The sequence below is a fragment of the Altericroceibacterium endophyticum genome, assembly GCF_009827595.1.
GTDB lineage: Bacteria > Pseudomonadota > Alphaproteobacteria > Sphingomonadales > Sphingomonadaceae > Altericroceibacterium > Altericroceibacterium endophyticum.
In genome coordinates this window covers 527,404-551,930 of record NZ_WTYT01000002.1, presented here as the reverse complement: position 1 = coordinate 551,930, position 24,527 = coordinate 527,404, and the positions used below count along the sequence as shown (strand labels likewise).

Annotated in this window: 29 protein-coding genes; 15 read left to right on the top strand and 14 right to left on the bottom strand. The window is 59.2% G+C overall.

The window, feature by feature from the left end:
* Positions 1-39 precede the first annotated feature (39 nt).
* A complete protein-coding gene (gene gltX, locus GRI91_RS06605; RefSeq protein WP_160735815.1) occupies positions 40-1,371 on the top strand; it encodes a glutamate--tRNA ligase in 1,332 nt (443 codons plus the stop codon).
* 350 nt (positions 1,372-1,721) lie between these two features.
* On the opposite strand, the gene pyk is transcribed toward gltX, so the two are convergent.
* Complete coding sequence (gene pyk, locus GRI91_RS06600; RefSeq protein WP_160735814.1) at positions 1,722-3,179, bottom strand: pyruvate kinase; 1,458 nt, start codon at positions 3,177-3,179, stop codon at positions 1,722-1,724.
* A 46-nt stretch (positions 3,180-3,225) separates the two neighbouring features.
* Between pyk and GRI91_RS06595 the strand changes: the two genes are divergently transcribed.
* The 8 genes from GRI91_RS06595 to GRI91_RS06560 all read left to right on the top strand — a co-directional run bounded on the left by GRI91_RS06595 (position 3,226) and on the right by GRI91_RS06560 (position 7,245).
* Positions 3,226-3,540 (top strand): DUF1244 domain-containing protein, encoded by a 315-nt coding sequence (locus GRI91_RS06595; RefSeq protein WP_160735813.1) that lies wholly within the window; start codon positions 3,226-3,228, stop codon positions 3,538-3,540.
* A gap of 119 nt (positions 3,541-3,659) precedes the next feature.
* Positions 3,660-3,896, top strand: coding sequence for a DUF2312 domain-containing protein (locus tag GRI91_RS06590; RefSeq protein ID WP_160735812.1), 237 nt, complete (start codon positions 3,660-3,662; stop codon positions 3,894-3,896).
* A 155-nt stretch (positions 3,897-4,051) separates the two neighbouring features.
* The gene (locus GRI91_RS06585; protein ID WP_160735966.1) at positions 4,052-4,369 is read left to right on the top strand and encodes a heavy metal-binding domain-containing protein; all 318 of its coding nucleotides are present in this window, start codon (positions 4,052-4,054) and stop codon (positions 4,367-4,369) included.
* Between the two features lie 125 nt (positions 4,370-4,494).
* Positions 4,495-5,238: a YebC/PmpR family DNA-binding transcriptional regulator gene (locus GRI91_RS06580; RefSeq protein ID WP_160735811.1), complete on the top strand. Its 744-nt coding sequence runs from the start codon at positions 4,495-4,497 to the stop codon at positions 5,236-5,238.
* 9 nt (positions 5,239-5,247) lie between these two features.
* On the top strand, positions 5,248-5,721 hold the full coding sequence (gene ruvC, locus GRI91_RS06575; protein WP_160735810.1) for a crossover junction endodeoxyribonuclease RuvC: 474 nt from the start codon (positions 5,248-5,250) through the stop codon (positions 5,719-5,721).
* 1 nt (position 5,722) lies between these two features.
* The gene (locus GRI91_RS06570; RefSeq protein WP_160735809.1) at positions 5,723-6,031 is read left to right on the top strand and encodes an antibiotic biosynthesis monooxygenase family protein; all 309 of its coding nucleotides are present in this window, start codon (positions 5,723-5,725) and stop codon (positions 6,029-6,031) included.
* 67 nt (positions 6,032-6,098) lie between these two features.
* Positions 6,099-6,446: an ArsC family reductase gene (locus GRI91_RS06565; RefSeq protein ID WP_160735808.1), complete on the top strand. Its 348-nt coding sequence runs from the start codon at positions 6,099-6,101 to the stop codon at positions 6,444-6,446.
* Between the two features lie 31 nt (positions 6,447-6,477).
* Entirely contained in the window at positions 6,478-7,245 is a 768-nt protein-coding gene (locus GRI91_RS06560) for a siderophore-interacting protein (RefSeq protein WP_160735807.1), read from the top strand.
* Positions 7,246-7,248: 3 nt separating this feature from the next.
* On the opposite strand, the gene ubiG is transcribed toward GRI91_RS06560, so the two are convergent.
* Positions 7,249-7,989: a bifunctional 2-polyprenyl-6-hydroxyphenol methylase/3-demethylubiquinol 3-O-methyltransferase UbiG gene (ubiG, locus tag GRI91_RS06555; protein WP_160735806.1), complete on the bottom strand. Its 741-nt coding sequence runs from the start codon at positions 7,987-7,989 to the stop codon at positions 7,249-7,251.
* Positions 7,990-8,041: 52 nt separating this feature from the next.
* Between ubiG and GRI91_RS06550 the strand changes: the two genes are divergently transcribed.
* Positions 8,042-9,310 carry an aspartate kinase gene (locus tag GRI91_RS06550; protein WP_160735805.1) on the top strand — a complete coding sequence of 423 codons (1,269 nt, stop codon included), beginning with the start codon at positions 8,042-8,044 and terminating at the stop codon, positions 9,308-9,310.
* Positions 9,311-9,419: 109 nt separating this feature from the next.
* Positions 9,420-10,211, top strand: coding sequence for a hypothetical protein (locus tag GRI91_RS06545; RefSeq protein WP_160735804.1), 792 nt, complete (start codon positions 9,420-9,422; stop codon positions 10,209-10,211).
* A 13-nt stretch (positions 10,212-10,224) separates the two neighbouring features.
* Here GRI91_RS06545 and GRI91_RS06540 read toward each other — a convergent pair whose 3' ends face one another.
* Entirely contained in the window at positions 10,225-12,255 is a 2,031-nt protein-coding gene (locus GRI91_RS06540; protein ID WP_160735803.1) for a DUF3857 domain-containing protein, read from the bottom strand.
* Between the two features lie 330 nt (positions 12,256-12,585).
* Here GRI91_RS06540 and GRI91_RS06535 point away from each other — a divergent pair, with 330 nt between their 5' ends.
* Both GRI91_RS06535 and GRI91_RS06530 read left to right on the top strand, forming a co-directional pair.
* Positions 12,586-13,599, top strand: coding sequence for an NAD(P)H-dependent flavin oxidoreductase (locus GRI91_RS06535; RefSeq protein WP_160735802.1), 1,014 nt, complete (start codon positions 12,586-12,588; stop codon positions 13,597-13,599).
* A 112-nt stretch (positions 13,600-13,711) separates the two neighbouring features.
* The gene (locus tag GRI91_RS06530; RefSeq protein ID WP_160735801.1) at positions 13,712-14,719 is read left to right on the top strand and encodes a glycerophosphodiester phosphodiesterase family protein; all 1,008 of its coding nucleotides are present in this window, start codon (positions 13,712-13,714) and stop codon (positions 14,717-14,719) included.
* A 135-nt stretch (positions 14,720-14,854) separates the two neighbouring features.
* Here the strand turns inward: GRI91_RS06530 and ligM are convergent, their stop codons facing one another.
* On the bottom strand, positions 14,855-16,255 hold the full coding sequence (gene ligM / locus GRI91_RS06525) for a vanillate/3-O-methylgallate O-demethylase (protein WP_160735800.1): 1,401 nt from the start codon (positions 16,253-16,255) through the stop codon (positions 14,855-14,857).
* Between the two features lie 110 nt (positions 16,256-16,365).
* On the opposite strand from ligM, the gene GRI91_RS06520 reads away from it, so the two are divergent.
* Positions 16,366-16,767 (top strand): VOC family protein, encoded by a 402-nt coding sequence (locus GRI91_RS06520; protein WP_160735799.1) that lies wholly within the window; start codon positions 16,366-16,368, stop codon positions 16,765-16,767.
* A 12-nt stretch (positions 16,768-16,779) separates the two neighbouring features.
* Here the strand turns inward: GRI91_RS06520 and GRI91_RS06515 are convergent, their stop codons facing one another.
* Positions 16,780-17,754, bottom strand: coding sequence for a GlxA family transcriptional regulator (locus tag GRI91_RS06515; RefSeq protein ID WP_160735798.1), 975 nt, complete (start codon positions 17,752-17,754; stop codon positions 16,780-16,782).
* 95 nt (positions 17,755-17,849) lie between these two features.
* On the opposite strand from GRI91_RS06515, the gene GRI91_RS06510 reads away from it, so the two are divergent.
* Positions 17,850-18,398 carry a cysteine hydrolase family protein gene (locus GRI91_RS06510; RefSeq protein WP_160735797.1) on the top strand — a complete coding sequence of 183 codons (549 nt, stop codon included), beginning with the start codon at positions 17,850-17,852 and terminating at the stop codon, positions 18,396-18,398.
* Positions 18,399-18,497: 99 nt separating this feature from the next.
* On the opposite strand, the gene GRI91_RS06505 is transcribed toward GRI91_RS06510, so the two are convergent.
* From GRI91_RS06505 to GRI91_RS06465, 9 genes are all read right to left on the bottom strand, one after another.
* Entirely contained in the window at positions 18,498-18,656 is a 159-nt protein-coding gene (locus GRI91_RS06505) for a hypothetical protein (RefSeq protein WP_160735796.1), read from the bottom strand.
* 1 nt (position 18,657) lies between these two features.
* Positions 18,658-18,861 (bottom strand): hypothetical protein, encoded by a 204-nt coding sequence (locus GRI91_RS06500; RefSeq protein ID WP_160735795.1) that lies wholly within the window; start codon positions 18,859-18,861, stop codon positions 18,658-18,660.
* A 62-nt stretch (positions 18,862-18,923) separates the two neighbouring features.
* On the bottom strand, positions 18,924-19,130 hold the full coding sequence (locus GRI91_RS06495) for a cold-shock protein (RefSeq protein ID WP_160735794.1): 207 nt from the start codon (positions 19,128-19,130) through the stop codon (positions 18,924-18,926).
* 223 nt (positions 19,131-19,353) lie between these two features.
* Positions 19,354-20,253: a TauD/TfdA dioxygenase family protein gene (locus tag GRI91_RS06490; protein WP_160735793.1), complete on the bottom strand. Its 900-nt coding sequence runs from the start codon at positions 20,251-20,253 to the stop codon at positions 19,354-19,356.
* A 222-nt stretch (positions 20,254-20,475) separates the two neighbouring features.
* Complete coding sequence (locus GRI91_RS06485) at positions 20,476-21,471, bottom strand: zinc-dependent alcohol dehydrogenase family protein (RefSeq protein ID WP_237437697.1); 996 nt, start codon at positions 21,469-21,471, stop codon at positions 20,476-20,478.
* A gap of 34 nt (positions 21,472-21,505) precedes the next feature.
* A complete protein-coding gene (locus tag GRI91_RS06480; protein WP_160735791.1) occupies positions 21,506-21,910 on the bottom strand; it encodes a VOC family protein in 405 nt (134 codons plus the stop codon).
* Between the two features lie 12 nt (positions 21,911-21,922).
* A complete protein-coding gene (locus GRI91_RS06475; RefSeq protein ID WP_160735790.1) occupies positions 21,923-22,696 on the bottom strand; it encodes a glutathione S-transferase family protein in 774 nt (257 codons plus the stop codon).
* Positions 22,697-22,758: 62 nt separating this feature from the next.
* Complete coding sequence (locus tag GRI91_RS06470; RefSeq protein WP_160735789.1) at positions 22,759-23,505, bottom strand: SDR family NAD(P)-dependent oxidoreductase; 747 nt, start codon at positions 23,503-23,505, stop codon at positions 22,759-22,761.
* 96 nt (positions 23,506-23,601) lie between these two features.
* Positions 23,602-24,474: an amidohydrolase family protein gene (locus tag GRI91_RS06465; protein ID WP_202385483.1), complete on the bottom strand. Its 873-nt coding sequence runs from the start codon at positions 24,472-24,474 to the stop codon at positions 23,602-23,604.
* Positions 24,475-24,527 lie beyond the last annotated feature (53 nt).

The window sequence follows — 24,527 nt, the reverse complement described above, 5'->3', positions numbered from 1 at the left end:
ATGCTTCAATCCGCCGTTCCAATCCCTATAAGGCCGGACATGACCATCACCACGCGTTTCGCCCCATCACCCACTGGCCGTCTGCATGTCGGCAATATCCGCACTGCGCTGCATAATTGGATGCTGGCGCGCAAACACGGCGGACGCTTCCTGCTCAGGATCGATGATACGGATAAGGAACGCAGTGAGGAGCATTATGTCGAGGCCATCCGGCAGGACCTCGCCTGGCTGGGGCTTGATTATGATGCGGTCGAGCGTCAGTCCGAACGGCTGAGCCATTACGAGAGCGCCTTTGAAACGTTGCGCGCGGCCGGGCGGGTCTATCCCTGTTACGAAACCGCGCAGGAGCTTGACCTCAAGCGCAAGATCCAGCTGGGGCGCGGGATGCCGCCAATCTATGATCGCGGCGCTTTGAAACTGACCGCAGAAGAACGCGCGGCGAAGGAGGCTGAAGGCATTGCGCCGCATTGGCGTTTTCAGCTTGATCATGCAGAGGCGATCACCTGGGATGATGGCATTCGCGGTCCCCAGAAATTTGACGCGGCGCAGCTGTCAGACCCCGTCATCCGCCGCGCCGATGGATCATGGCTTTATATGCTGCCCAGCGCGGTTGATGACATCGAGATGGGCGTGTCTGATATTTTGCGCGGCGAGGATCATGTTTCCAATACTGCCGTGCAAATTCAAATGTTTACCGCACTTGATGCTGCGCCTCCGCGTTTTGCGCATGAGGCGTTGCTGGTGGGGCGCGAGGGCAAGCTATCGAAGCGCCTGGGCTCGCTTGGCTGTGATGCCATGCGTGAGGAAGGGATCGAACCGCAGGCGCTGATCGCGATGCTGGCACGGCTGGGGACGTCACAGCCGGTTGAACCCATCGCGACGATTGAGGCGCTGCTGGAAACATTCGATCTTGCCACGTTCGGCCGTGCGCCTGCGAAGTTCGACGATGCCGATTTGCAGCGCGTGAACACGGCGATCCTGCATGAAATGCCTTATGAGGCTGTGGCGGATCGTTTGCCTGACGGTATTGACGCCGCCGGGTGGGAGGCCATCCGGCCCAATATCGAGACACTCGCCGATGCTGGCGATTGGTGGCGGATTGTCACAGGCCCGATTGATCAACCGGAATTCGATGCCGAAACGCGCAGTTTTCTGGGCGAGGCAGCACAGGCGCTTAAGTGGTCGGATAATCCCTGGGGTGATCTCACGGCGACGCTCAAAGGCAGCACCGGGCGCAAGGGTAAGGCGTTGTTCCTGCCGCTGCGTCAAGCGCTGACCGGCATGGATCATGGACCGGATATGAAGGCATTGCTGCCGCTCATCGGTGAAGCGAAGGCGCGTGAGCGACTGTCGCTGGCAGCGGGTGGCTAAGGCCACGCGCCCTTGCCACTGCCCGCACTGACCAGTCCTTAAATGGTTATGATTCAGCCTTCATGGCTGCGCAGCGGAGGCTGCATAAGCCCTGCTGCCAATACCACTCGAGCAATTTGAGCGCGCCATCCTCTTCCACCGAAGGACGGGCCAATTCAGAACTGTCTGAACAGAACATAGTCAGGACCTTTGCCGGGATGCTGATGGTCCAGCGCGGATGCGCCGGACCTGCATCACGATAATGTCCATATGCGGGATGCGATCCCGCAAGACCGGCTAGCCGGTGGAAAATTCCGATGATCCGATGCCGCACGCGCCATCCCGGCGCGGCGGATCAGAGATGCAGGCAATCAGCTGTCGTCATGGTCCTGCAATTCGTCCCCGGTCAGGGTCACGACATGCAGTAGATTGGTGGCGCCCGGTGTGCCGAAGGGGACCCCGGCGAGCACGATCAGTTTCGAACCTGCTTCGCCAAAACCATGGCGCAGCGCCATACGCTTGCCCTTGCCGATCATTTCTTCGAAACTGCCAATATCGCGCGTTACCACCGCATGGACGCCCCACAGCAAGGCCACGCGCCGCGCCGCATCCATGGACGGGGTCAGCACCAGCACCGGCACGGATGGCCGTTCGCGTACCACGCGCCGGGCCGAGGCACCGCTGGACGTGAAGGTAGTGATCGCCGTGATTGGCATAGTATCGGCAATGGTCATGCAGGCATGAGCCAGCGCGTCCGAGGTGGTGGGGTCGGCAGGTGTCTCGACCAGCCGCACACGCATTTTATAGGCTTCGTCGCGCTCCACCTGACGGGCGATCGCATCCATCATCAGCACGGCTTCTTCGGGCCATTCGCCGGCGGCAGTTTCGGCGGAGAGCATCACCGCATCGGCGCCGTCATAAACGGCATTGGCCACGTCGGAGACCTCAGCACGTGTCGGGGCGGGACTTTCGATCATGGATTCGAGCATTTGCGTTGCCACGATCACCGGCTTGCCCACCTGACGCGCGGCATTGACGATCTGTTTCTGCAACGGGGGGACTTCTTCGGGATTAAGCTCCACGCCCAGATCGCCGCGCGCCACCATCACGGCATCGGAAAGGGCGATGATTTCGGAGAGGCGCTTTACGGCCTGCGGCTTTTCGATTTTGGCACAAAGCGACCCACGCGGGCCCATCAGTTCGCGCGCTTCGGCGATATCTTCGGGCCGCTGTACGAAGGATAGCCCTATCCAGTCGGCGCCCTGCTCCATGGCGAAAGCGAGATCGCGCCGGTCCTTTTCGGTCAGCGCGGGAATCGGAACCTCGGCATCGGGCACGTTCACGCCCTTGCGGTCCGAAATGACGCCGCCGACTTCGGCGGTGCAATGAATCACGTCACTCGTCGCTTCACGCACGCGCAGCCGGATCTTGCCGTCATTGATCAGCAGGCGCTGCCCCTTGGTCAGCAGGCCGAACAATTCGGGATGTGGCAGGCAGACGCGGTTTGCATCACCCGGCGTGGGATCACGGTCGAGCGTGAAATGGCGGCCATGCGGGATGACAGCGCGCCCATCCTCGAATTCACCGACGCGCAATTTTGGCCCCTGCAAATCGCACAAGATAGCGACCGGGCGGCGGAATTCCTTTTCCAGTTCCCGGATCGCCTTGAACGAGGCGGCATGTACTTCATGGTCGCCATGGCTCATATTAAGACGGAAAGCGTCGGCACCGGCGCGGAAGATGCGCCTGAGCATGTCCGGGTCCCGGGTTGCGGGGCCAATGGTTGCGAGAATTTTGACCTTACGGCCGCGTGGTTCGATTTTTGCCATAGGATCTGCCTATGACAAAGGCGCATGACAAAACAAGGAGGCTTTTTTGACAGATAACACGCAAGCGCTCGAAAATTTGCCTGATGATGTCGCGGCGCAGGCTTTTCGCCGGCTGGTACGCCATCTTCAGCAGCGCCATGATGCACAAAATATCGATCTGATGGGCCTGTCGGGCTTCTGCCGCAATTGCCTGGCGGACTGGATTCGCGACGCCGGGGCTGATCTGAGCAAGGATGAAGCGCGCGCGCTGATCCACGGTATGCCGATGGCCGAGTGGAAGGCGAAATATCAGAGCGAAGCAACGGCGGAGCAGATCGAGAAGATGAATGCCAGTGTGGCAATCAATCAGGAATTACGCTGATTTCCTCTCATTCGGGCGCGAAGGTCGGGGAAAAAACCGTAGCTCTCTTCACCCCCGGCGGAGTGGCCGTTATCAGCGCAGCAACTGATTCCCAATCCTTTCCCGGAGCATGAACACCAATGGCTGAAAACACTGACGATCGCCTGCGCCTTCTGGTCGAACGTATCGAGCGTCTCGAAGAAGAAAAGAAGGGCATCGCCGACGATATTCGCGAAGTCTATGCCGAAGCCAAGGCGGTTGGCTATGATGTAAAAATCATGCGCGAGATCGTCCGCCTCAGAAAGATGAAGCCCGATGATCTGCGCGAGAGAGAAACGATTCTCGATACCTACAAAGCCGCGCTGGGCATCGGTTGATCCGGCCCTGATCTGACTATCAGCAGCGCCCAGCTGCGAAACAGGCAGCCGGGCGTTTGCTGATTCATCCGATATGCCAGATCAAGTGCCGCGCCCGAATGGAGGAACTGTAATCAATGGCTAGTCCCTGGGAAGCAAAGCCGTCTGCGGGCGGGATGATCGTGACCACCACCACCGCGGTGGAAGGGCACCCGGTGAAAGAATATCTGGGCGTTGTGACCGGCGAAGTGATCGTCGGGGCCAATCTGTTCCGCGATATCTTCGCTTCCATCACCGATCTCGTGGGCGGACGATCCGGCAAATATGAGCAGGTCCTTGCCAGAGCGCGCAAGGAAGCGATTGCCGAGATGAAAGGCGAGGCGGAAGATCTGGGCGGCAATGCCGTGGTCGGCGTGGATATTGACTATGAAGTGCTGGGCCAGAACGGCTCCATGCTGATGGTCAGCGTATCGGGCACGGCAGTCAGGTTGTAGGCCATTCATGGCAGCAGGGGCGACCACCTGTTGCCCTTTGGTGCTCTGCCGGTGTAAGGCAGCGCCGCGACAGGTGGTGCCCGATGGGCCTGCCTCATCCCGAAAGACAGTTTCCGAAGGTTCCCATGGCAGGCCATTCCAAGTTCAAGAATATCATGCACCGCAAGGGCGCGCAGGATAAGAAGCGCTCGGCACAGTTTTCCAAGCTCAGCCGCGAAATCACCGTGGCGGCGAAATCGGGCATGCCCGATCCGGATATGAACCCGCGGCTTCGCCTGGCGGTAAACAACGCCAAGGCGCTGTCCATGCCCAAGGACAATATCCAGCGCGCGATTGACAAGGCATCGGCCAATGAGGGCGATGAATATGAAGAAATCCGCTATGAAGGCTATGGCCCGGCGGGTGTCGCGCTGATCGTTGAAGCGCTGACCGACAATCGCAACCGCACGGCGACCAATGTCCGTACCGCTTTCTCCAAGAATGGCGGCAATCTGGCGGCCAGCGGAGCGGTGAGCCACGGTTTCGAGCGCAAGGGGCTGATCGAATATCCGGCCAGTGCCGGCGATGAGGACAAGATTCTCGAAGCCGCGATGGAAGCGGGCGCCGACGATATCGAAAGCAGCGAAGACGGCCACACGATCTGGACCGAGATGGAAGCGCTGCATGAAGTCGCAGGCTCGCTTGAAAAGTCGCTCGGCGAAGCGGAAAGCGTGAAGCTGGCGTGGAAGCCGAACCTCACGGTCGATGTGGAAGAAGGCGATGCCGGTACGCTGTTCAAGCTGATCGACGCGCTGGAAGATGATGATGACGTGCAGACCGTCTGGGGCAATTATGAAGTCTCGGACGAAATCATGGAGAAGCTGGGTTAAGTCCCTTCCATGCTGATTCTCGGCCTCGATCCTTCGCTCACCTGCACCGGGTGGGGGGTGATCCGGGTCGAGGGTCCGCGGCTTACCCATATTGCCAATGGGCAGGTGGCCACCAATGCCAAGGCGCCGCTGCCCGAACGGTTGCTGCATTTGCATGATGCGGTGATTGCCGTGATCGAGACCTATCAACCCGACCGCGCTGCGGCGGAAGAGGTCTTCGTCAACAAGAACCCCCAATCGACGCTGAAACTCGCCCATGCGCGCGGTGCGGTTCTGACCGCTTGTGGCCGGATGAGCCTGACTGTCGCGGAACATTCATCACGCCTTGTTAAAAAGGCAGTGGTCGGGACTGGCGCGGCGGAAAAAACACAGGTGCAGGCAATGCTGAAAGTGCTGCTCCCTGCTGCTAAAATTGCCGGGGCCGATGCCGCCGATGCGCTGGCTGTGGCGATTGCCGATGCGCATCTTGGCGGATCGAAATAGAATGTATCTGGTCGTATTCCGCAATCGCAAACGCGCCGATATTGACCAGCAGGCTTACGATACGGAAAATGCCCGGATGGAAGCATTGGCCAGACAGCAGCCCGGCTTTCGCAGCTTCAAAGCCTATCTGAGTGACGATGGCGAAGTGGTCGCGCTCAGCGAATGGGATGATGAAGCGAGCGCCCGGGCATGGGGCGCCCATGCAGACCATCGGATCGTGCAGCGTCACGGGCGGCAGAGCTATTATCAAAGCTACACTCTGTTCGCCTGTGCAGATCCCCGGATTCATGATTTCCGGCACGATCCCTAGATTTGTTTTTGCGTTGCACTTGCAATAATGCGGGCTGCGTACCAAATTCGTACCAAGAGGCTTGAAGATGACAGTGACCGTTTACGGCATTCCCAATTGCGACACGATGAAGAAGGCGCGCAAATGGCTGGATGAGCAGGGAATCGCCTATAATTTCCACGACTACAAGAAGCAGGGCATCGAGCCGGACCGGCTGTATCATTGGATCGACCAGATCGGGTGGGAGCCGCTGCTGAACAAACGCGGCACCACGTTCCGTAAACTGCCGGAAGAGCAGAAGACTGATATTGATGCCGAAAAAGCTGCCGCCATCATGGCGGAGCACACATCCATCATCAAGCGACCGGTGGTCGAACATGGTGGCCAATTGCTGGTGGGTTTTGATGAAGCCCGCTGGCAGGCTGCCCTGGCCTGACACGGCACATACACCTAATTCGGAGACATCCATGGCACAATCCCGCCCCGAACCTCGCCAGCTGGAAGTTATCGCCAGCCGCAAGGTAACCCCCAACATGCTGCGCATCACGCTGGGCGGAGCAGGGCTGGACGGTTTCCCTGCCGATCAGGCGGGTGGTTATGTAAAATTGCGGCTGGAGCAGGATGGATCAGCCAAGCCGGTCGTGCGTACCTATACTATCCGTGCCCAGCGCGAGGGTGAGATCGATGTCGATTTCGTGCTGCATGGCGTCGAAAGCGGCGATGCAGGCCCCGCCACATTATGGGCGGTGTCCGCTCAGCCCGGCGACACAATTCTGGTTGGCGGGCCGGGACCGGCCAAGCCTCTGCCAGCCAATAAGGACCGATATCTGGTGGTGGGCGACATGACCGCGATTCCCGCCATCTGCGTCAATCTGGAGCAGCTCCCCGCCAATGCGAAGGGCATGGTCGTGCTCGAAGTGCAGGATGAAGCGGATGTGCCCGATGTGGACTTGCCGGCATCTATGGAAATGGTGCCCGTGGTGAACACGCATCCTGGTATCGCCGAAAGCCCGCTGCCTGAAAAAGTGAAGAGCTTCGATTGGGGCGAGGGCGCGGTCTATGCGTGGTCAGCCAGCGAATTTTCCGCCATGCGCGCGCTGCGTGACTTCTTCCATGGGGAGAAACAACTGGGGCGCGACGAGCTCTATATCTCGTCCTATTGGAAGAGCGGTCTGAACGAAGACTCGCACAAGGTGGTCAAGCGCGAGGACGCGAATGAGTCCGGCTTTGCCTGAGACTTAATCCTGATGCCGGGCGGTGAAGATATAATTCAGCGCCAGGTCGTCGGACAGGTGCAGGCCCTTGACCGGGGAAAAGCTGATTCCTTTCATCATGCCCGTGGTCAGACCGGCGCTTTCCAGCAATTCGGTGAACTCTCCCGGTGTGATGAAATCATCCCAGTGATGCGTGCCACGCGGAACAGCACCCAGTGCTTCCGCCGCGCCCACCAGCAGCAGGCGTGATGCAGGCGTGCGGTTGGGGGTCGACAGCACCATCAGCCCGCCGGGGGCCAGATGCCGTGCCAGGGCCGCAACAAATGCCGGCTTGTCCGCCACATGTTCGATCACTTCCATCGAAGTCACCAGATCGAATTGACCCAGACCGAGCGAATCCAGCTCACCATGCGAATAGGTAATCGGCAGGCCGGAACCTTGTGCATGGGCCGTGGCGGCGGCAATATTTTCTGCTGCCGCATCTACTCCGGTTACGTCGGCGCCCAGGCGGGAAAGCGGCTCGCAAAGCAGCCCTGCGCCGCAGCCGACATCCAGTGCCCTTTTGCCTGAAAGTGGCTTCAAACCCCGGATATCACCGCCCCAATGCAGGTCAATCGCCTCGCGAATGAAGCCCAGCCGAACCGGGTTCAACTTGTGCAGCATGGCGGATGATCCGGTGGGATTCCACCATTCGGCCGCCAGCGCTCCGAAGTGTGCGGCTTCTTCGGGGCGAATAGTTTCAGATGGGATGGTTGCATTGGGCATGTTCCAGCCTTAACAGCGCGCGAGTATTCGTACCAGCAGGAGTCAGCACGAATTGGCCCGTATCGTGATGAAATTCGGTGGCACATCCATGGCCGGGACCGAGCGTATCCGGCGAGTCGCCAATATTGTGCGCCGCCATCAGGAAGCCGGGCATGAAGTTGCCGTGGTTGTTTCTGCCATGGCGGGCGAGACCGACCGCCTGGTCAATTTCTGCCGGGAAGCCAATGCGCTTTACGATCCGGCGGAATATGATGTGGTGGTATCCAGCGGGGAACAGGTCACATCCGGCCTGCTCGCCCTCACGCTGCAGAGCATGGGCTGCAAGGCCCGCAGCTGGCTCGGCTGGCAATTGCCGATGAAAACGGTCGAGGCGCATAGCAAGGCCCGGGTCGACAATATTGATTCCGAAGCGCTGATTTCAGCCATGCAATCGGGCGAAATTGCTGTGATTCCCGGCTTTCAGGGTGTCTCGATGGAAAACCGCATCACGACGATGGGGCGCGGTGGGTCGGACACATCGGCCGTGGCCGTGGCCGCCGCGGTGAAGGCCGATCGCTGCGATATCTATACCGATGTCGATGGCGTCTACACCACCGATCCGCGGATCGTGGCCAAGGCGCGCAAACTTAAATATGTAACCTATGAGGAAATGCTGGAACTGGCCTCGGTCGGGGCCAAGGTTCTGCAGACCCGTTCGGTCAGCCTCGCCATGAAGGAAAATGTACGCATTCAGGTGCTGTCATCCTTCGTCGACGAAAACGCCCCCCTTGCCGATGATATGCCCGGCACGATGATCGTCTCTGACGATGAAATGGAAGATGTGGATATGGAACGCCAGCTGGTTACCGGTATCGCCCATGACAAGAACGAATCGCGCGTCGTCTTGACCCGCGTGCCGGACCAACCCGGCGCGGTGTCGAGCATTTTCGGGCCGCTGGCCGATGCGTCGATCAATGTCGACATGATCATCCAGAATGTCGGCCGCGATAAGGGTGAAACCGACGTGACCTTCACCGTGCCGCAGGCGGATCTCGCCCGGGCTCAGGCACTGCTGGAGGAAAAGCGCGAGGCGATTGGCTATAACCGCATCATCACCGATGCCCATGTGGCCAAGATTAGTGTCGTCGGTGTGGGGATGAAAAGTCATGCCGGCGTCGCCGCCACCATGTTCAAGACGCTGGCCGATCGCGGCATCAATGTGCAGGCCATTTCGACGTCGGAAATCAAGGTATCGGTCCTGATTGACGAGGATGAAACCGAACTCGCCGTTCGCGTGCTGCACACGGCCTACGGCCTTGATGCCACTGACGAGGCGGCCTGAGAGTAGCCGCTATGACCACCCGCCATCCCGTATTGCTGAGGGGTGGTGAGACAGGGGTGTGCCGTCAGGCGCGCAATCAGCGACATCCGGGGGCGCTAAGGGACACTCTATGTCTCACTATCGCCTGATTTCAGCCTTTCCCTGGCTTGAGCGTTTGACCGAGAAATATGGTCAGCGTGCCGTCGGCGTGACCATGGCGATCCTGCTGGAAATCGCCATGCTCGCCTTGCTGCTGACCCTGCAGGCGGGTGAAAAAAAGCCGGAATTTGTCAGTTCCACCGTCGCTACCTTCGATGTGCAAGAGCCGGCGAATGACAGTGCGAGTGAGGATGAGGCGGCACCCGATGCCGCCCCGCAGCCGCCCGATCCCCGGCCGCAGCCGGATACCCCGCAGCAGCCGCAACCCGATACGCCGGTTGAAACCCAGGCGGAACCCATGCCCGAACGTGCGGCGCTGATTCCGCTCTCGCCACAGAATATGGCAAAGGCTGATATCACGCCCCGGCCGGCGCCCAAGGCTCCGCCCAAGCCATCATCGGGACCACCGGCCTATGGTCCGCCCGATACCGGCTTTCCCGGTGACAGCGAACAGGTCGGCACCGCGCCCAATGGCGAGCCGCTTTATGCGGCAAGCTGGTACCGGGAGCCGCGTGATGGCGAATTATCGGGCTATCTCTCCACTGCACAGGGCCCCGGCTGGGGCCTGATCGCCTGCAAGACTGCGCCCAATTACCGGGTCGAGGATTGTGTCGAGCTTGGGGAGAGCCCCAAGGGATCCAATATTGCCCGTGCGGTGCTCGCCGCCGCCTGGCAGTTCAAGGTCCGCCCGCCGCGCGTGGGCGGGCGCCCTCAGATCGGTTCGTGGGTCCGCATTCGTATCGATTATTCAACGCGGCGGTGATTGGGGCGAAGGCCTAGCTCTCCGCCCCCGGGGTGCAGGCTGCGGTATCGTACATCCAGTCGACCTCTCGCAAATCGGGCATCGCGGGGTCGACGATCTCGGTTGAATCGCCCTCCCGATTCTCCGAATTGACCATGACCTTGTCATTGTCGAAAGCCTCCAGCTTGGCATTGATCGCGCTGCTGGCAGCGGCGGGAATCTCGCGCTGGACGGTGCGTGATGATCGCAAGAGGCGGACCACGCCGTGGTCGAGATTGGCGCTGCGATAATAATCGACTCCCGCGTAATTCTCGTTGATCGCTCTCGCGGTCAGGGTCCATCGGCCTTCGGTCAGTTCGGGCAGGACCATCCGCGTTACCGAACAGGAAAAGCGGTTCGGATCGTTGGCGAAGGGGGCGTCCTGATCCTGATCGGCAGGGCGTTCGAGCTTGGCGGGCTTGTAGAAACCGCCGCCGGGCAGATAATAGGTGAGGTAGTCGAAATCGCCATCCTTGTCCTCATCCCAGTCCAGTTCGGCTGTGCCTTCATAGGTCAGGCGCAGCGCGGCAGCCTCACCATCGAATGTCCAGCTGACATCATCCACTTTCAGCCAGTCATTGTCTCCGCTCGTCTTGAGCCGTTGAAGCGCCTGATCTTCTGGCAGGCTTTGAAGTGCCAGGCCGACCTGGATTGCGCCATCTCCGCGCAGGACGCGGACACTGGTCACGTCTGCGGGCTGCTCCGTTCCGGCCGAGGCATCGATATCGATATAGGTCAGTTCGGAGGGCTGCTGGCGCGGCTCGAACGGCATTTCCAGCAAATCATTGCCCATCGTGCTCAGAGGCAGGACAAAGCGATAGCCGACATCGTGATCCCGCATCAGTCGCGGATCTCCCGTGCGGGTTCCATCAAGCCACCCCCTTTTGCCATCTATCCTGCTGCGCACCAGAACATGGTCGAACAGATCCGGGCTGGGGAGAAACGCATCATAGCCATCCCCGCCGCCCGTGGGGACCAGGACGGCTTCGGCCTCGATCCCCATTTCACGGAGCAATGCCAGCAGCATCACCGTTTTGCCCTTGCAGTCACCAAAGCGCCGGTCCCAGGTTTCGGCCACGGTCGCAGGGGTGAAATTGCCGCCATCCATGCCTGAATAGACATAGCGGATCTGGTTCTGCACCAGCTTCAGAGCCGCTTTGGCGCGTGCGGCCTCAGTGGCGTTTTCGCGGCGGATGCGGCGCGCTTCTTCGCGCAGTTCGGGCACTGCATCGAGCTGCCCGCTGGTCTCGTAAAGTCGCTCTGCCTCGCGTGAGACGGATTGCCAGTCGGAAAAATCGCTAAACTGGATCATGCGCCCGACCTTATAGCGGACAGGGGCCCTGTCAGGCGCGTTGAAGTCGCCGGGATTGGTGAGCAATGCCTCGATGCTGTGATCGCTGCGTTTGATGATTTCGGCGAGGTCAGGGCTCAAATGCCAGCGCGGTTTGGCTTTATCTTCCCACTCCAGCCGCATCCGGAAAAGTCCCGGGCCAAGCTGCGCCGGCCAGAGCATCATGCCGAAATCCCGATTGCCAAAAGTCAGGTCGCGCGTTTTCAGGGTTTGAGCAAATTCGATCGTATCGCCGACGCGCAGGCCCGACACCTGCAGGTTCGCAGTCAGCAACCCGTCCAGCATGGATTGCTCCAACCGGCCTTCGCGTTGGAAGATGTTGAACTTCTGATCCGCCAGAACGTCTATTTCTTCACCCTCGCGAATGATCCTGACGCGGTGAACGGTGACGTCCATCATATCGGGTTGCCATACGAGGTTGATATTGCCGACCTGCAGGGCTTCGGGGCGCAGTAGTTTTACGCGATAGGTCGAGAAAATCTGCAGCCCGTCCTGATCAAGATGGGCCTGCTGATCATTATATTCGACGAAGAAGGCCCCACCTTTCGGAGGTGAGAGATCAGATTGCGGCGGGGGTGCGACCCATTGGGCAGGGGCTCCATAATGGACTTCGTCATCAGCAAGCGCGGCGTTCGGCACAAGAATAAGTGCCGCGCCCATAAATATCCGTCGCATTCAAACCCCCGCTATATTTACAGCTATTGTGCATTATCGGGTCAGGGGGGCACAGTAAACAAAACCCCGCGCCCAAGGGGGAGGCGCGGGGTCAGGAGATCGGAGCCAGACGGGGTCAACACGCTCCGACCGAGGGAGCACGAGCTCCTGATGAAGGTTTAGCTGACGTGGGATCAGCGGGAAAATGGATTAAACTGCTTATAGTTATCGACGCATCCGATCGATTGCGCCATGCAGGTCATTGTCCTCTCTGGCAAAAGGCTGCTTGCTCAGAGACGGCGGTCTGGCTAGGGCGCAAAGCTCCTCCTTTATCCCCAAGAGATGTGCGCAATGACGGATTTTCCCAAGACCCATGAACTGATGCGGCGCGGTGCCGAATTCCTCGGTACGGAGCACGCTATTCTGTGCGGGGCGATGAGCTGGGTTTCGGAGCGCAATCTGGTGGCGGCCATTTCCAATGGTGGCGGCTTTGGCGTGATCGCCTGCGGCGCGATGACGCCGGATCTGCTCGATGCTGAAATTGCCGGCACGAAAGAACTGACGGACAAACCCTTCGGCGTGAACCTGATCACCATGCATCCCGATCTGACCGATCTGATTGCGGTGTGCGGCAAGCACAAGGTTGGCCATGTGGTGCTGGCTGGCGGGATTCCGCCCAAGGGCAGTGTGGAAGCGATCAAGGGATTTGGGGCCAAGGTTATCGTCTTCGCGCCGACCATTGCACTGGCCAAGAAGCTCTTCCGTTCGGGCGCCGATGCGCTGGTGATCGAAGGGATGGAGGCAGGTGGCCATATCGGCCCGGTTTCCACCAGCGTGCTGGCGCAGGAATTCCTGCCCGCTCTGGCTGAAGATCATCTGGTCTTCGTGGCGGGCGGTATCGGACGCGGTGAGGCCATTGCCGGCTATCTGGAAATGGGCGCGGCTGGCGTGCAGCTGGGCACCCGCTTCGCCTGCGCCACCGAAAGCATTGCCCATCCGGATTTCAAGAAGGCGTTTTTCCGCGCCAATGCGCGCGATGCGATCACCAGCGTTCAGGTGGATGCCCGCCTGCCGGTTATTCCGGTGCGCGCGCTGAAGAACAAGGGCACCGAAGCATTCAACGTGAAGCAGCGCGATGTGGCCGGCAAGCTGGATACCGAAGAGCTGGCGATGGGTGAGGCGCAATTGCAGATCGAACGCTATTGGGCCGGCGCGCTGCGCCGTGCGGTGGTTGATGGCGATGTCGAAAACGGTTCACTGATGGCGGGCCAGTCGGTCGGCATGGTGAAGCAGGAAGAACCCGTGGCTGAGATTATTTCCGGCCTGATGGCGGAATCCGAGGCCGCGCTGACCAAGCGCGGATAACGCTTAAGCCAAAGGGGGGCGGGCCGCAGCGCACAGCCCCCCGTGCGCCGTCATAAAAGCGGAACAGCAACTTCCTAAAGGCAGCCGGTAAGGTTCACTGAAGGAAGTTACCATGACAATGATGATCCGCCCCGTGCTGGCCGGGTTGCTTGCCGCATCCACCTTGATCGCGGCCCCCTCTGCCGTGACCGCGCAGGAGGCTTTTCCCAGCCATGCCCGTGACGGGCGCCCCTTGATTATTGCGCATCGCGGGGGCGCGCAACTGCAGCCGGAAAACACGCTGATCGCCTTTCAGAATGCCCTGGATCTGGGCGCTGATGGGGTGGAAACCGATGTGCTGCTGACCAAGGACGGTCAGCTGGTGCTCAACCATGATTTTACGCTGGATGCCGATCTGGCGCGCGGGCCGGACCAGCAGTGGAATGCGCCGCAAACTCCGATCCGGGCGATGACCTTGGCCGAGATTCGTCGCTATGATGTCGGGCGGCCCGATCCGGCCAGCGATTATGCGGCACAGCACCCGGATCTGGAGGCGCATGATGATGTGCCGGTGCCGCTGCTTGGCGAATTGCTGGCGCTGATGGCACAGCATGATGATGACAGTGAATTGTGGCTGGAAATCAAATCCGCCCCGATCATGGGTGCGGCATCCTCTGACCCGCAAGTGATGGCGCAGGCAGTGGCGCAAGCCCTTGCCGAGGCAGATTTTGCCAGCCGGACCAAAGTGCTCAGTTTCGACTGGAATGTATTGCGCGCCCTCCATGCCATCGCACCCGATTTGCGGCTGGTGTATCTCAGCTATGACATCGAACGCGCGGCGCGCCTTCATCCAGAGAGTTTCCCGGTGCCTGCAGACACCATCATGCAGGCCATGACCGGGCGTGAGAGCTTTCAGGAAGGCGGAATCGTGCCGACTATTGCTGCAGAGGGTGCCTTTGGCTGGGATGCCGCCTATGCGGACTTTACGCCGCAGGACATCACCGCGGCACGCGAAGCGGGTCTGGAAGTGGGGGCCTGGACCGTGGATGATCCCGGTACGGCGCGGCTGCTTTACAATATCGGGGTTGATGCCATCACCACCGACCGACCAGACCTGATGGTGGCTGAATTCGCCGACTGACGAAGGGGGTGTGATGGCCCGCAACCGGGTGGCGCGCGGCAGCATTGCCCACAGCGTCCATCTCTACTGACCAGAACGCCAGATACAAAAAGGCCCCCGAAACCGGGGGCCTTTTCTTTAGCTTGTCGCCAGAGCTTAACGCTCGGTACGCCAACCCTGTGCGTAGCTCTCACGAGCAACGGAAGAGTAAGGAACCGGCGAAACGATCGCACGAACTTCCATCTGCTTGTGCGGCTCAACCGTGGTCTTCTTGGAACCGCCATCAGGCTCGCCCCAGATAACCTTCAATTCGGTGCCTTCGGGGATTTCGTGATCCACGGTGGCGAGGCTGAGTGCCTTCTTCTCGTTGAAGGAATAGCCGGTGAACATCGACAGGCCGACATTGGTGCCACCAGCATCCACGACCGAGTCGTAGTTGGAGTTGGCATAGTTGGCGAGCGGCAGGTCGAAGAACTTGTACGGCACGCCGCCTTCGGGATCGAACAGCGAGGCGAAGATCTTCGCCATGTCTTCGCTGTTCCATTCCAGCGTGACCTTCTTGCGCTGTTCAGCCGGGTTCAGAGCTTCGAGAGCTTCGCGGCCGATGAAGTCGTGGTCGAACTTCACGAACGGACCATAGCCCAGTTCCCACGGGTTCAGGTAATAGTCTTCGATCTTGTCGGAGACGAAGGAACCACCGATCGCGCCCACGGCTTCGTAGCTGTCCGCACCGAGCCACTTGCGATAGTCAGCCAGCTTGTCGCCGGTGTAGATCGCGGGCAGCGGGGAGGGGATCCAGCCCGATTCCAGGGTGTTGGACGGATAAGCGCGGCTACCGACCGGCACGATGCCGAATTCTTCGCCAGCCTTGAGGATCTGATCCTTGATGTAGTCCTTGTCTTCATACGGACCCCAGATTTCGAGACCCGGAGCGCCGGACATGCCGTGACGCAGCGTGCGAACAGTTTTGTCGCCGATGCGCATTTCGCTCATGTTGAAGAACTTCAGCTTGTCGAGCTTTTCGCCGTGCAGCTTCTCGATGATGTCCCAGGCCTTCGGGCCCTGGATCTGGAAGCGCCAGGAAATGCGGCTGATGGGCTTGCCCATCGGACGGCTGGGCGAACGGTCGTCATAGGTGATTTCGACGTCATACTTGCCGACTTCAGCCTGATAAACCAGCCAGTTAGCAGCAGGCGCACGGCCCACATAGACGAATTCTTCTTCTTCCTGCCAGAAGATGATGCCGTCGCCGATCACGTGGCCATAAGGTGTCGTGGGGACGTACTGCTTTGCCTTGTTGACTTCCCAGCCCTTGGGCGAGTTGATCATCGTTTCGGTCAGGAGCTTCAGAGCGTCCTTGCCGCGGATGTAAAGGTCAACCATGTGGTGCGACTGGTCGAACAGGACGGCGCTGTGCTGCCATGCCCACTGTTCGCTGCGCCAGTTGTGGAATTCGGGTGCAACAACCGGATACACATAGGCACCGATCTGCGAGTTGCGCAGCATGTCGACGACCGACGATTGCTGCTGAAGTTTTTGTTCAAGGTTTGCGGCCATGTTAGCTTCCTCTCTCAGGTGAAAACTCATATGCGAATTTGTAAGCACCACATACTATTTTTATCGGTGTCTGCAAGTCTTATCGCACATTACGACTAAGGAGCCATAAGATGCGAGTCGAGTCCCTCGATCACATCAACATCATCACCGACCGATTGGACGAGACCGCACAATTCTACGCGGAATTGCTCGATCTTGAGCGGCGGGATGCGCCGCCCCCTCTGACACCCGACAATGCGACCTGGATGTTTGATGCGGCAGAGCGTGCGATAATTCACATCAATTCCGTGGACTGCCCGCGCGCCTATGATCGCGACGTACAGCCGGGCTCGCTGACCGGGGCGCTGCATCACGTGGCGCTGAAATGTGAAGGCTATGAAACCGTGCTGGACCGGCTGAAGGCACGCGGCGCCAATTATCAGGAGAATCTGGTCGAAGCGATCAGCCTGCGGCAGATTTTTACGTCCGACCCCAACAATATCCTGCTGGAACTGAACTTCTTTGGCGGCTGAGTCGCTGGCGGCCTATCCGGCAAAGCGGCGGCGATAATCCGATGGGGTCAGGCCGACAATGCGGCGGAAGACCCGGCGGAAAGCGCTGGGATCCTGATAGCCGACGTCCCAGGCGATTCGGTCGGCCGGGGAATTGCTGAACTGGAGCAGGTCCTGTGCCTTGGCAACGCGCAGACGCTGGACATATTCGCTGGTCGTCCATCCGGTCGCCTTGCGAAAACGGCGTAGCAATGTCCTTTCCTCCAGGCCCGACACGCGCGAAAGGCTGCTGAGATCGGTCTGGCTGGCCTGCGTATTTTGCAACCAATGCTGTAATTTCAAGATCTGCGCATCGCCATGGGTGAAATTGGGGGCGAAAGCGCTGTAATATCGCTGTTCCCGGCCTGGCGGATCGATCAGGAACAGGCGGGATGTATCCATCATGACCGTCGGACCCAGAAATCTGTCGACCAGTGTCAGGCCCAGATCGGTCCATGCCATGACCCCACCAGCGGTAAAGATGTCGCCATCGTCGATCATCAGGCGGTCGGTATCCAATATGGCTTCGGGGAAGCGTGCACGCATGATGTCGCGATAGGCCCAGTGGGTCGTGACCGTGCGGCCTTTGAACAGCCCGGTTTCGCCCAAGATCAAGGCGCCGCCACAGACTGAGGCCAGGGTCGTGCCTTTGTCATGCAGGGCGTTCAGCCACGCGGCATAGCTGCGCGCCTCCTCAGGCGAGATCTTATGTTCAAGAGCGGGGGGCAACACGAGCACGGCAGGGGGCGAGGGCGCCCCATCGCCGCTTGCGAAGATGCGCCGGGGCAATGCGTCATCCTCTTCCCTTTCCCAATGGCTCACCTGCAGCAATGCCGAACTGCGCCGCGGCAGCTTTTCCTGCGCCATCCGGTTTGCTTCGCGCAAGATATCAGTCAGCCCCAGCACCGCCGCCATCTGACAGCCGGGATAGATTAATATGCCGATTTCGGTCGTGTGCGCGTTGGTCATATGGCGATATTAGCACGCTTAATGTCGTTAACGCCAATTCTGCCTGACAAGCAGAGGGTTATGATGGCGTCCTGTCACCAGATAGGAGAACCACAATGAGCAAAAGCGCAGTGATCGTCGTCGATCTTCAAAAGGAATATCTGCCCACCGGTAAAATGGCGCTGGAAGGGGTGCATGAGGCTGTCAGCACGGCACGCCGTATCATCGATCACGCGCGTAAAACCGGCGTGCCGGTGATCCATATCCGTCACGAAGAGGCGGGCGAAAACCCACCTGCTTATGTGCCGGGCACGGAAGGGGTCGAGATTATCGAAGAAGTCGCGCCAGTGGGCGATGAGCCGGTCATCTGCAAGAATTTCCCGAATTCATTTCGTGAAACCGAATTGCAGGCCCAGCTGGACAAGCTTGGCGCGACGCAGATCACGATGATCGGGGCCATGTCGCATGTCTGCATTGCCGCAACGGGCCGCGCAGCGACGGATTTTGGTTATGACGTCACCACCATCCATGATGCATGCGCCACGATGGCGGTCGAATTCGATGGTGTAACCGTGCCCGCCAGCCATGTTCACGCAGCCAATATGGCGGCGCTGGCTTTCGCCTATGGCCGCGTCATATCGGCGGACGAAGCGCTGGCAGAATAAGTTCAGATGGAAAGCGGCAGTTCGCATGGCATTTTATGCCATGCGGGCACGCCGTGGCCCGGTCCGCTGTTGGCGGATTATGCGGCGCCTGAGTGGCGCTCAGTCATATTGGGGAACGCCCAGATCCTCGCGCATATTGCGCAGACGGGAAGCGTAATGATCGGCAAGATCGCGGAATTGTTCGCGATCATCGCTTTCAGCGTGATCAGCGCGGATGAGGGCAATTTGCTCGCAGCGTAAAATATGGATGAGGTCCAAATCAGTCTCCTTCGTGGGACCGGGACTCCTTTTCTGCCAGAGCCTTGGTCCGATTTTCTTCGATGGAACGTGCGCGGTTGGCCATATCCTGCCAGACGCCTTGCGCCTGTTTGGCCTGATCACGAATATTCGCGAGGTCTGCGGTTTCCGCGACTTTCCCGGATTCGTCCGCGCGTTCTTGGTAAAAGCGGTAATTGGAGGACATGAAGCCTCCTTTATCAGAGGGTGAATACCGGGGCGCGGCGTAAACCGGCCCCGGAGATGCAATCAAACCTCTTCGAGGTTGATCGCGGATTCACGGCCATTGCGGCCCTGTTCCACTTCGTAAGAAAGACGCTGGTCTTCCTTCAGCGTGGACAGGCCAGCTGCCTGAACGGCAGTGATGTGCACGAAGCTGTCCGCGCCGCCATCTTCAGGCTGAATGAAGCCGTAGCCTTTGTCGGTATTGAAGAATTTAACTTTGCCGATGGGCATATGTGTTTCCTTTCAAGAAACTGAGAATTGCCCGGCCGCAACATGCAGCCGGGATAGTGCGTCAAGTCGTCAAATGAAAGGAAGTCGTCGTAAGGGCGACCGCAAGCAGGCAAAGCCAGCTTGCTGAAACACAAAGCGCCGAAGTCCGTCGCAAATTCTCGACGTCAGCAGCGCCTATGTAACACAGACCTGCCCGATAACCTAATGCTGATATCCGCGGCCCTTATTCAGGGGCCGTGCCAGCGGTGGTCGTGCGATACATTTCGCGGCGGTAGCCATCGTAATCATTGGCCGCCAGATGCAGCGTCGCCCGATTATCCCACAGCGCGATCATGCCCGGTTCCCAGCGCAAGCGGAACGTAAAGGCATGGGTGGTGATGTGCCGGCGCAGGAAATCGAGCAGCGGCGTGCTTTCATCACTGGTCATGCCTTCGATGCCCACGGCATAGACTTCATCCACATAGAGCGCTTCTTCGCCCGTTTCCGGGTGAGTCCGGACCAGAGGATGGAAACGGCCTTCGAGCGCTTCCTGCTTCTGCTGATCATCAGCGAAGGGAATCGCCTTGCCCGATACTTTCGCCTGCGTGGCATAATTGGCCGAAGCGGACATATGAACCTTCAGCGGGCGCAGCATGTCCTGCATCACCGGGCTGAGGAAGCGGAAGGCGAGCGCCGTGTTGGCCCATACCGTATCGCCGCCATAGGGCGGAATTTCTACCGCGCGCAGCATGGTGATGGAGGGAGGTTCCGCCAGAAAGGGGGAATCGGTGTGCCAGCCAGACCCGAACAGGGCTTTTGATTTCTGATCGGCTTCCTTGATGATCGGGTGGACATTGCGGTGCCCGGCCGTGCCCTGCGTATAGGCATCCACAGCGAAGGGGCCAAGACGCGCGGCAAAGCTCTCATGTTCTTCATGCGTGAGATCCTGGCCGCGTATGAAGAGCATTTTATGCCGGTGCAGTGCATCACGAAATTCCGCAAAACCGGCATCATCGAGATCAGTAAGGCGGGGCCCCTTTATCTCGGCTCCCAAAGACGACGCGGCGGGCAGCGCTGTAATATGGTCATATTGGCGGGCTGAATTGTCGAAATCGCCCGCCGGGCTGATGCGGCTTTCCTTCATGACGTATCCTCTTAGTTTATAGGGCATTTATACAAGGCCCGATTTCCTTGAGAAGTGACGCAAGGAAAATGGCCGCAAATGCCAAGGTCATGGTGGCACCGGTTGCCCGGATCACAGGATGGCCGCTGATGTGCAGACTTCCCCTCCATCCGGCGCGTGCTGCGCGTTTTTGGAGAGGAAGAAAACGACCGAAACTGTCTTCAGCCTAATTTTGTGGACGAATCAACTAAATTCAATAATTGTCTTGGCAAAGCTGTGCGCACCAGCGGCATGATCATAAGCCGCAATCGCATCGTCAAAGGCGAATCGTTTGCCGATAACCGGGGTGATCGCATTGGCATCAATCGTGGCATTGAGCTTGCGCGCCATGGCCCCAGAGCCGACGAAAATACCGCGCAGCGTACCTGCCGACATCATCAGCGCGTGGGGATCGGGCGGGTCGCCATGGGTCAGAACGCCGATCAGGCCGATTTCGCCATTCATGCCCAGCGCCTGAAAGGACTGACCCAAAGTACCCGTGCCGCCGACTTCGACGATCTTGTCCACGCCGCCAAATTCCTGCTGCACATAGGAACCCCATTCGGGCGTGCTTTTGTAATTGATCGTGTGATGCGCGCCGAGCGCCTTTACCTTTTCCAGCTTCGCATCGGAGGAGCTGGTGGCGATCACGGTGGCACCTGCGGCGCGGGCAATCTGCAACGCGAGGATCGACACCCCGCCCGTGCCCAGCACAAGCACCTTGTCCCCCGGCTGGAGCGGACGATTGCCTTCCAGCAGGCAATTCCACGCGGTTACGCCGGCACAGGGAAGGCAGGCCGCCTCGGCAAAGCTGAGGCTTTCAGCCATCGGCACCACTGCGGTTTCGGGCAGCACCACATATTCGGCCAGCATTCCCGGGCCGTGACCATCACCCAGCGCGGGGCTGCTGCGGGGGAGGCCATCATCCCAATCGGTGAAGAAGGCGCTCTGCACCCGGTCACCCTCGGCAAAGCGGGTTACGCCTTCGCCCAGAGCGGCCACTTCGCCGGCCCCATCGGAGAGCGGAATGGCGGCTTCTTTCAGCTTGCCGCCGAAGTAATTACCGGATGCGACGGCAAAGTCGCGATAATTGATCGACCACGCTTTGAGGCGGATGAGCACTTCGCCGGGGCCGGGCTCCGGCTGGGGGAGATCCTTCAAATGCAGTTTCTGATAGCTGTCCGATTCGGCGGGTAACATCCATGAGCGCATTATCGTTTCTCCCGGTTTATGCTCAGGTCAGGTCGATGAAGGGGTTGTAGGCCACCTCCCACAGGAAATTATCGGGATCGGCAAAATATCCCGAATAACCGCCCCAATCCGCATCCTTGGGTTCTTTTACGGCCATGGCGCCGGCCGCTATCGCCTCGGCGAAAACCTCATCCACGGCGGCTTTCGACTTCGCATTATGTGCCAGGGTGATGCCGGGAAAACCTTCGCCATTGGGCGAGACACCCGCTTCTTTCGCCAGCGATTCCTTAGGGTAAAGGGCCAGCCATGTTCCCTCGAGCGCAAAGAAGATCACGTCGCTGTCAGGGTCGCTGCCATAGGTTTCAAGCCCCAGACCATCGCGATAGAATTCCAGCGATCTTTTCAGATCGGACACCCCCAGAGTGATCAGGCCAATTTTAGGTTTCATGGATGTCTCTCCTTAACGGTCGCCGCTCCAGGTTCTGAGGCCCGGTGCCGTGCGGTCTTCACTGCTGAGCGCGTCGGCGACGGCCGGACGCGCGGTAACGATGTCACGCCATTTGACCATGCGAGGGAAGTGCTTGGCAACCTCCAGATCAGGAAACATACGTTCAACCATCATGCCGCAATGGGAATAGAAATTGATATCGGCGAGGGTGAAATGCGTTCCGGCCAGATAAGGTGTTTCACCCAGCTGCGCCTCCACCTTGTTAAGCGCATATTCGATCTTTTCCGTCGCAAGGGCGAGATCGGCATCGGAAAACCCGCTCCGCGCCTGCATCCATTTCTTGCGCTGATCGGGCAGCGGCACATGCTCCATCAGCTTTTCAAACTCGCCATTTTCGACATTGCGCGCAATCACGCCCACCAGGCGATGCCAGCCATGCATCGACACGTGGTTCATCACATGCTCGTCGACGAATTTGTTCCAGTAGCGCATCCGCGCGGCACCGGCCGGATCGGTCGGGCGTAGCGGGCCCGATTCAGGCTGCTGGTCGGGGAAGACGTCTTCGAGATATTCGTTGATCACCGTGGTATGGGTGATGATTGTGCCAGCATGATCGAGCACGGGCACCTGACCCTCGGGATTGATCGCTTTGAACCAGTCGGAATGCTGCTCAAACTTGTGCAGATCGACATAGGTGGATGTGTAGGCAATCCCCTTTTCCTTCAGCGGGATCATCGATTTAAGCGAATTGGCCAAGGGTTCGGCGTGGTAATATGTGATCGTCATTTTTAACGTCCCAAGAGATGCGGGCCCTGACATATTGTAGGCGGGCCGGCTTTGCCGTGATGTCAGACTTCAATCGTTTCCAATACACCGCCATCCACGGCCCAGTCCTGACCCGTGACATGGCTTGCCGCGTCGGAAAGCAGGAATGCTGCGACTTCGGCGAGTTCCTCTGGTGAGCCCATGCGGCGCTGCGGCACGCGGCTTTCAATCTTGCCCTTCTGATCACCGGGAATTTCGGCCAGCATCGGGGTTTCGATAAAGCCCGGTATCACGCAATTGCAGCGTACGCCCTGCGGTGCGGCTTCCACCGCGACGGATCGGGCAAGGCCCAGCACGCCATGTTTGGAGGCGACATAGCCTGCATTCATCGCCATGCCGCGCTTGGCCGCCAGGCTGGCCGTGATCAGGATAGACCCCTTGCCGCGCTGGGCCATCTTGGGCAGCACGTGCTGGATCGCCCAGAACGGCGCCTTCAGATTGACGGCAAGCACCTGATCAAAGGTTTCATCCGAATAGTCGCCAATCGGGGCAAAACTGCCGCCAATACCGGCATTCAGAAACAGGGCGTCGATCGGGCCATTCTGATCGATCGCGGAATCCAGTGCGGCAAGGGATGCGGCCTTGTCCGCCACATCGGCGGCGGCCCATTTGGCATTTTCGCCCAGCTCCGCGCAAAGCTCTTCCAGCAGATTGGCCCGGCGCGCGATCAGCGTGACCTTGCCCCCGGCGCTGACGATCCGCTGTGCTGTCGCCTTGCCGATCCCGGTTGAAGCGCCGGTGATGACGACATGCTGCCCGGTGAAATCCATCAGCCATTCTCTCCTTGTTTTCGTGCTGCGTCTTCGCAGTCACGCCAGATAGTAAATCGGCCGCTTCCGCTGCTGCGAAAACGGCCGAAGGAAATTTTAAGAAAGACCCAGCACCCTTGCGGCATTGTCTTTCATGATCAGCGGCATGACTTCTTCCTTGAAGCCCACCTCCTGCGCCGCCTTGATCCATTTGTCGGGGTGGATCAGCGGAAAGTCCGAACCGAACAGCATCTTCTTTTTCAGCTGCGTATTCGCGTAACGGATGATCTGCGGCATGAAATATTTGGGGCTCCAGCCGGACAAATCGATAAAGACATTGTCCTTGTGCAGCGCCATGGAGAGGCTTTCATCCACCCACGGCCAGCTGGGGTGGGCCAGGATGATCTTCATATCGGGGAAGTCCACCGCGACATCGTCGATCAGCATCGGTTGACCATATTTCAGCCGCATCCCGCCGCCGCCACGCATGCCGGTGCCCATGCCCGAATGACCGGTGTGGAAGATGACCGGCAATTTATATTCATTGATCACTTCGTAGATGGGATAGGCCATCCGATCCGCCGGATGCGCATTCTGCGCGATGCCGTGGAATTTGAAGCCTTTCACACCGTGATTTTCGATCAGGTCGCGCGCTTCGCGGGCGCCATATTTGCCCTTATGCGGATCGATCGAAGCGAAGGCGAGGCAGATATCGTCATTCTTCTGCGCGAATTCGGCGATTTCGTAATTGGAAACGCGCTTGGCGCCCATGCCGCTTTCGCAATCCACGGTGAACAGGCACAGGGCGATCTGTGATTCGCGGTAAAGCTCGATAATTTCGGGAATCTTCGGGCGTTCGCGCGGTGCCTTGAAATAGGCGCTGGCGGCATCGAAGAATTTCCCCATCACCGGATCTTCAGGATCATGGCAGGAAACTTCGGCATGGACGTGCACGTCGATGGCGCGGATTTTGTCAAGATTGATGGGCAAAATGGCCTCCCCTAATTGTTGCCCCGCTCTTACGTCAGCGAGCAGCCAAAACA

Excerpts from the sequence above, each read along its gene's own strand:
- GRI91_RS06530 (WP_160735801.1), top strand. The coding sequence starts at position 13,712 with ATGACAATGATGATCCGCCCCGTGCTGGCCGGGTTGCTTGCCGCATCC.
- GRI91_RS06545 (WP_160735804.1), top strand. The coding sequence starts at position 9,420 with ATGTCTCACTATCGCCTGATTTCAGCCTTTCCCTGGCTTGAGCGTTTG.
- GRI91_RS06570 (WP_160735809.1), top strand. The coding sequence starts at position 5,723 with ATGTATCTGGTCGTATTCCGCAATCGCAAACGCGCCGATATTGACCAG.
- gltX (WP_160735815.1), top strand. The coding sequence starts at position 40 with ATGACCATCACCACGCGTTTCGCCCCATCACCCACTGGCCGTCTGCAT.
- GRI91_RS06480 (WP_160735791.1), bottom strand. The coding sequence starts at position 21,910 with ATGAAACCTAAAATTGGCCTGATCACTCTGGGGGTGTCCGATCTGAAA.
- GRI91_RS06470 (WP_160735789.1), bottom strand. The coding sequence starts at position 23,505 with ATGGATTTCACCGGGCAGCATGTCGTCATCACCGGCGCTTCAACCGGG.
- pyk (WP_160735814.1), bottom strand. The coding sequence starts at position 3,179 with ATGGCAAAAATCGAACCACGCGGCCGTAAGGTCAAAATTCTCGCAACC.
- GRI91_RS06495 (WP_160735794.1), bottom strand. The coding sequence starts at position 19,130 with ATGCCCATCGGCAAAGTTAAATTCTTCAATACCGACAAAGGCTACGGC.
- GRI91_RS06490 (WP_160735793.1), bottom strand. The coding sequence starts at position 20,253 with ATGAAGGAAAGCCGCATCAGCCCGGCGGGCGATTTCGACAATTCAGCC.
- GRI91_RS06515 (WP_160735798.1), bottom strand. The coding sequence starts at position 17,754 with ATGACCAACGCGCACACGACCGAAATCGGCATATTAATCTATCCCGGC.
- ruvC (WP_160735810.1), top strand. The coding sequence starts at position 5,248 with ATGCTGATTCTCGGCCTCGATCCTTCGCTCACCTGCACCGGGTGGGGG.
- GRI91_RS06520 (WP_160735799.1), top strand. The coding sequence starts at position 16,366 with ATGCGAGTCGAGTCCCTCGATCACATCAACATCATCACCGACCGATTG.
- GRI91_RS06540 (WP_160735803.1), bottom strand. The coding sequence starts at position 12,255 with ATGCGACGGATATTTATGGGCGCGGCACTTATTCTTGTGCCGAACGCC.
- GRI91_RS06590 (WP_160735812.1), top strand. The coding sequence starts at position 3,660 with ATGGCTGAAAACACTGACGATCGCCTGCGCCTTCTGGTCGAACGTATC.
- GRI91_RS06475 (WP_160735790.1), bottom strand. The coding sequence starts at position 22,696 with ATGACGATCACATATTACCACGCCGAACCCTTGGCCAATTCGCTTAAA.
- ubiG (WP_160735806.1), bottom strand. The coding sequence starts at position 7,989 with ATGCCCAATGCAACCATCCCATCTGAAACTATTCGCCCCGAAGAAGCC.
- GRI91_RS06580 (WP_160735811.1), top strand. The coding sequence starts at position 4,495 with ATGGCAGGCCATTCCAAGTTCAAGAATATCATGCACCGCAAGGGCGCG.
- GRI91_RS06585 (WP_160735966.1), top strand. The coding sequence starts at position 4,052 with ATGATCGTGACCACCACCACCGCGGTGGAAGGGCACCCGGTGAAAGAA.
- GRI91_RS06535 (WP_160735802.1), top strand. The coding sequence starts at position 12,586 with ATGACGGATTTTCCCAAGACCCATGAACTGATGCGGCGCGGTGCCGAA.
- GRI91_RS06500 (WP_160735795.1), bottom strand. The coding sequence starts at position 18,861 with ATGTCCTCCAATTACCGCTTTTACCAAGAACGCGCGGACGAATCCGGG.
- GRI91_RS06560 (WP_160735807.1), top strand. The coding sequence starts at position 6,478 with ATGGCACAATCCCGCCCCGAACCTCGCCAGCTGGAAGTTATCGCCAGC.
- GRI91_RS06485 (WP_237437697.1), bottom strand. The coding sequence starts at position 21,471 with ATGTTACCCGCCGAATCGGACAGCTATCAGAAACTGCATTTGAAGGAT.
- GRI91_RS06565 (WP_160735808.1), top strand. The coding sequence starts at position 6,099 with ATGACAGTGACCGTTTACGGCATTCCCAATTGCGACACGATGAAGAAG.
- ligM (WP_160735800.1), bottom strand. The coding sequence starts at position 16,255 with ATGGCCGCAAACCTTGAACAAAAACTTCAGCAGCAATCGTCGGTCGTC.
- GRI91_RS06510 (WP_160735797.1), top strand. The coding sequence starts at position 17,850 with ATGAGCAAAAGCGCAGTGATCGTCGTCGATCTTCAAAAGGAATATCTG.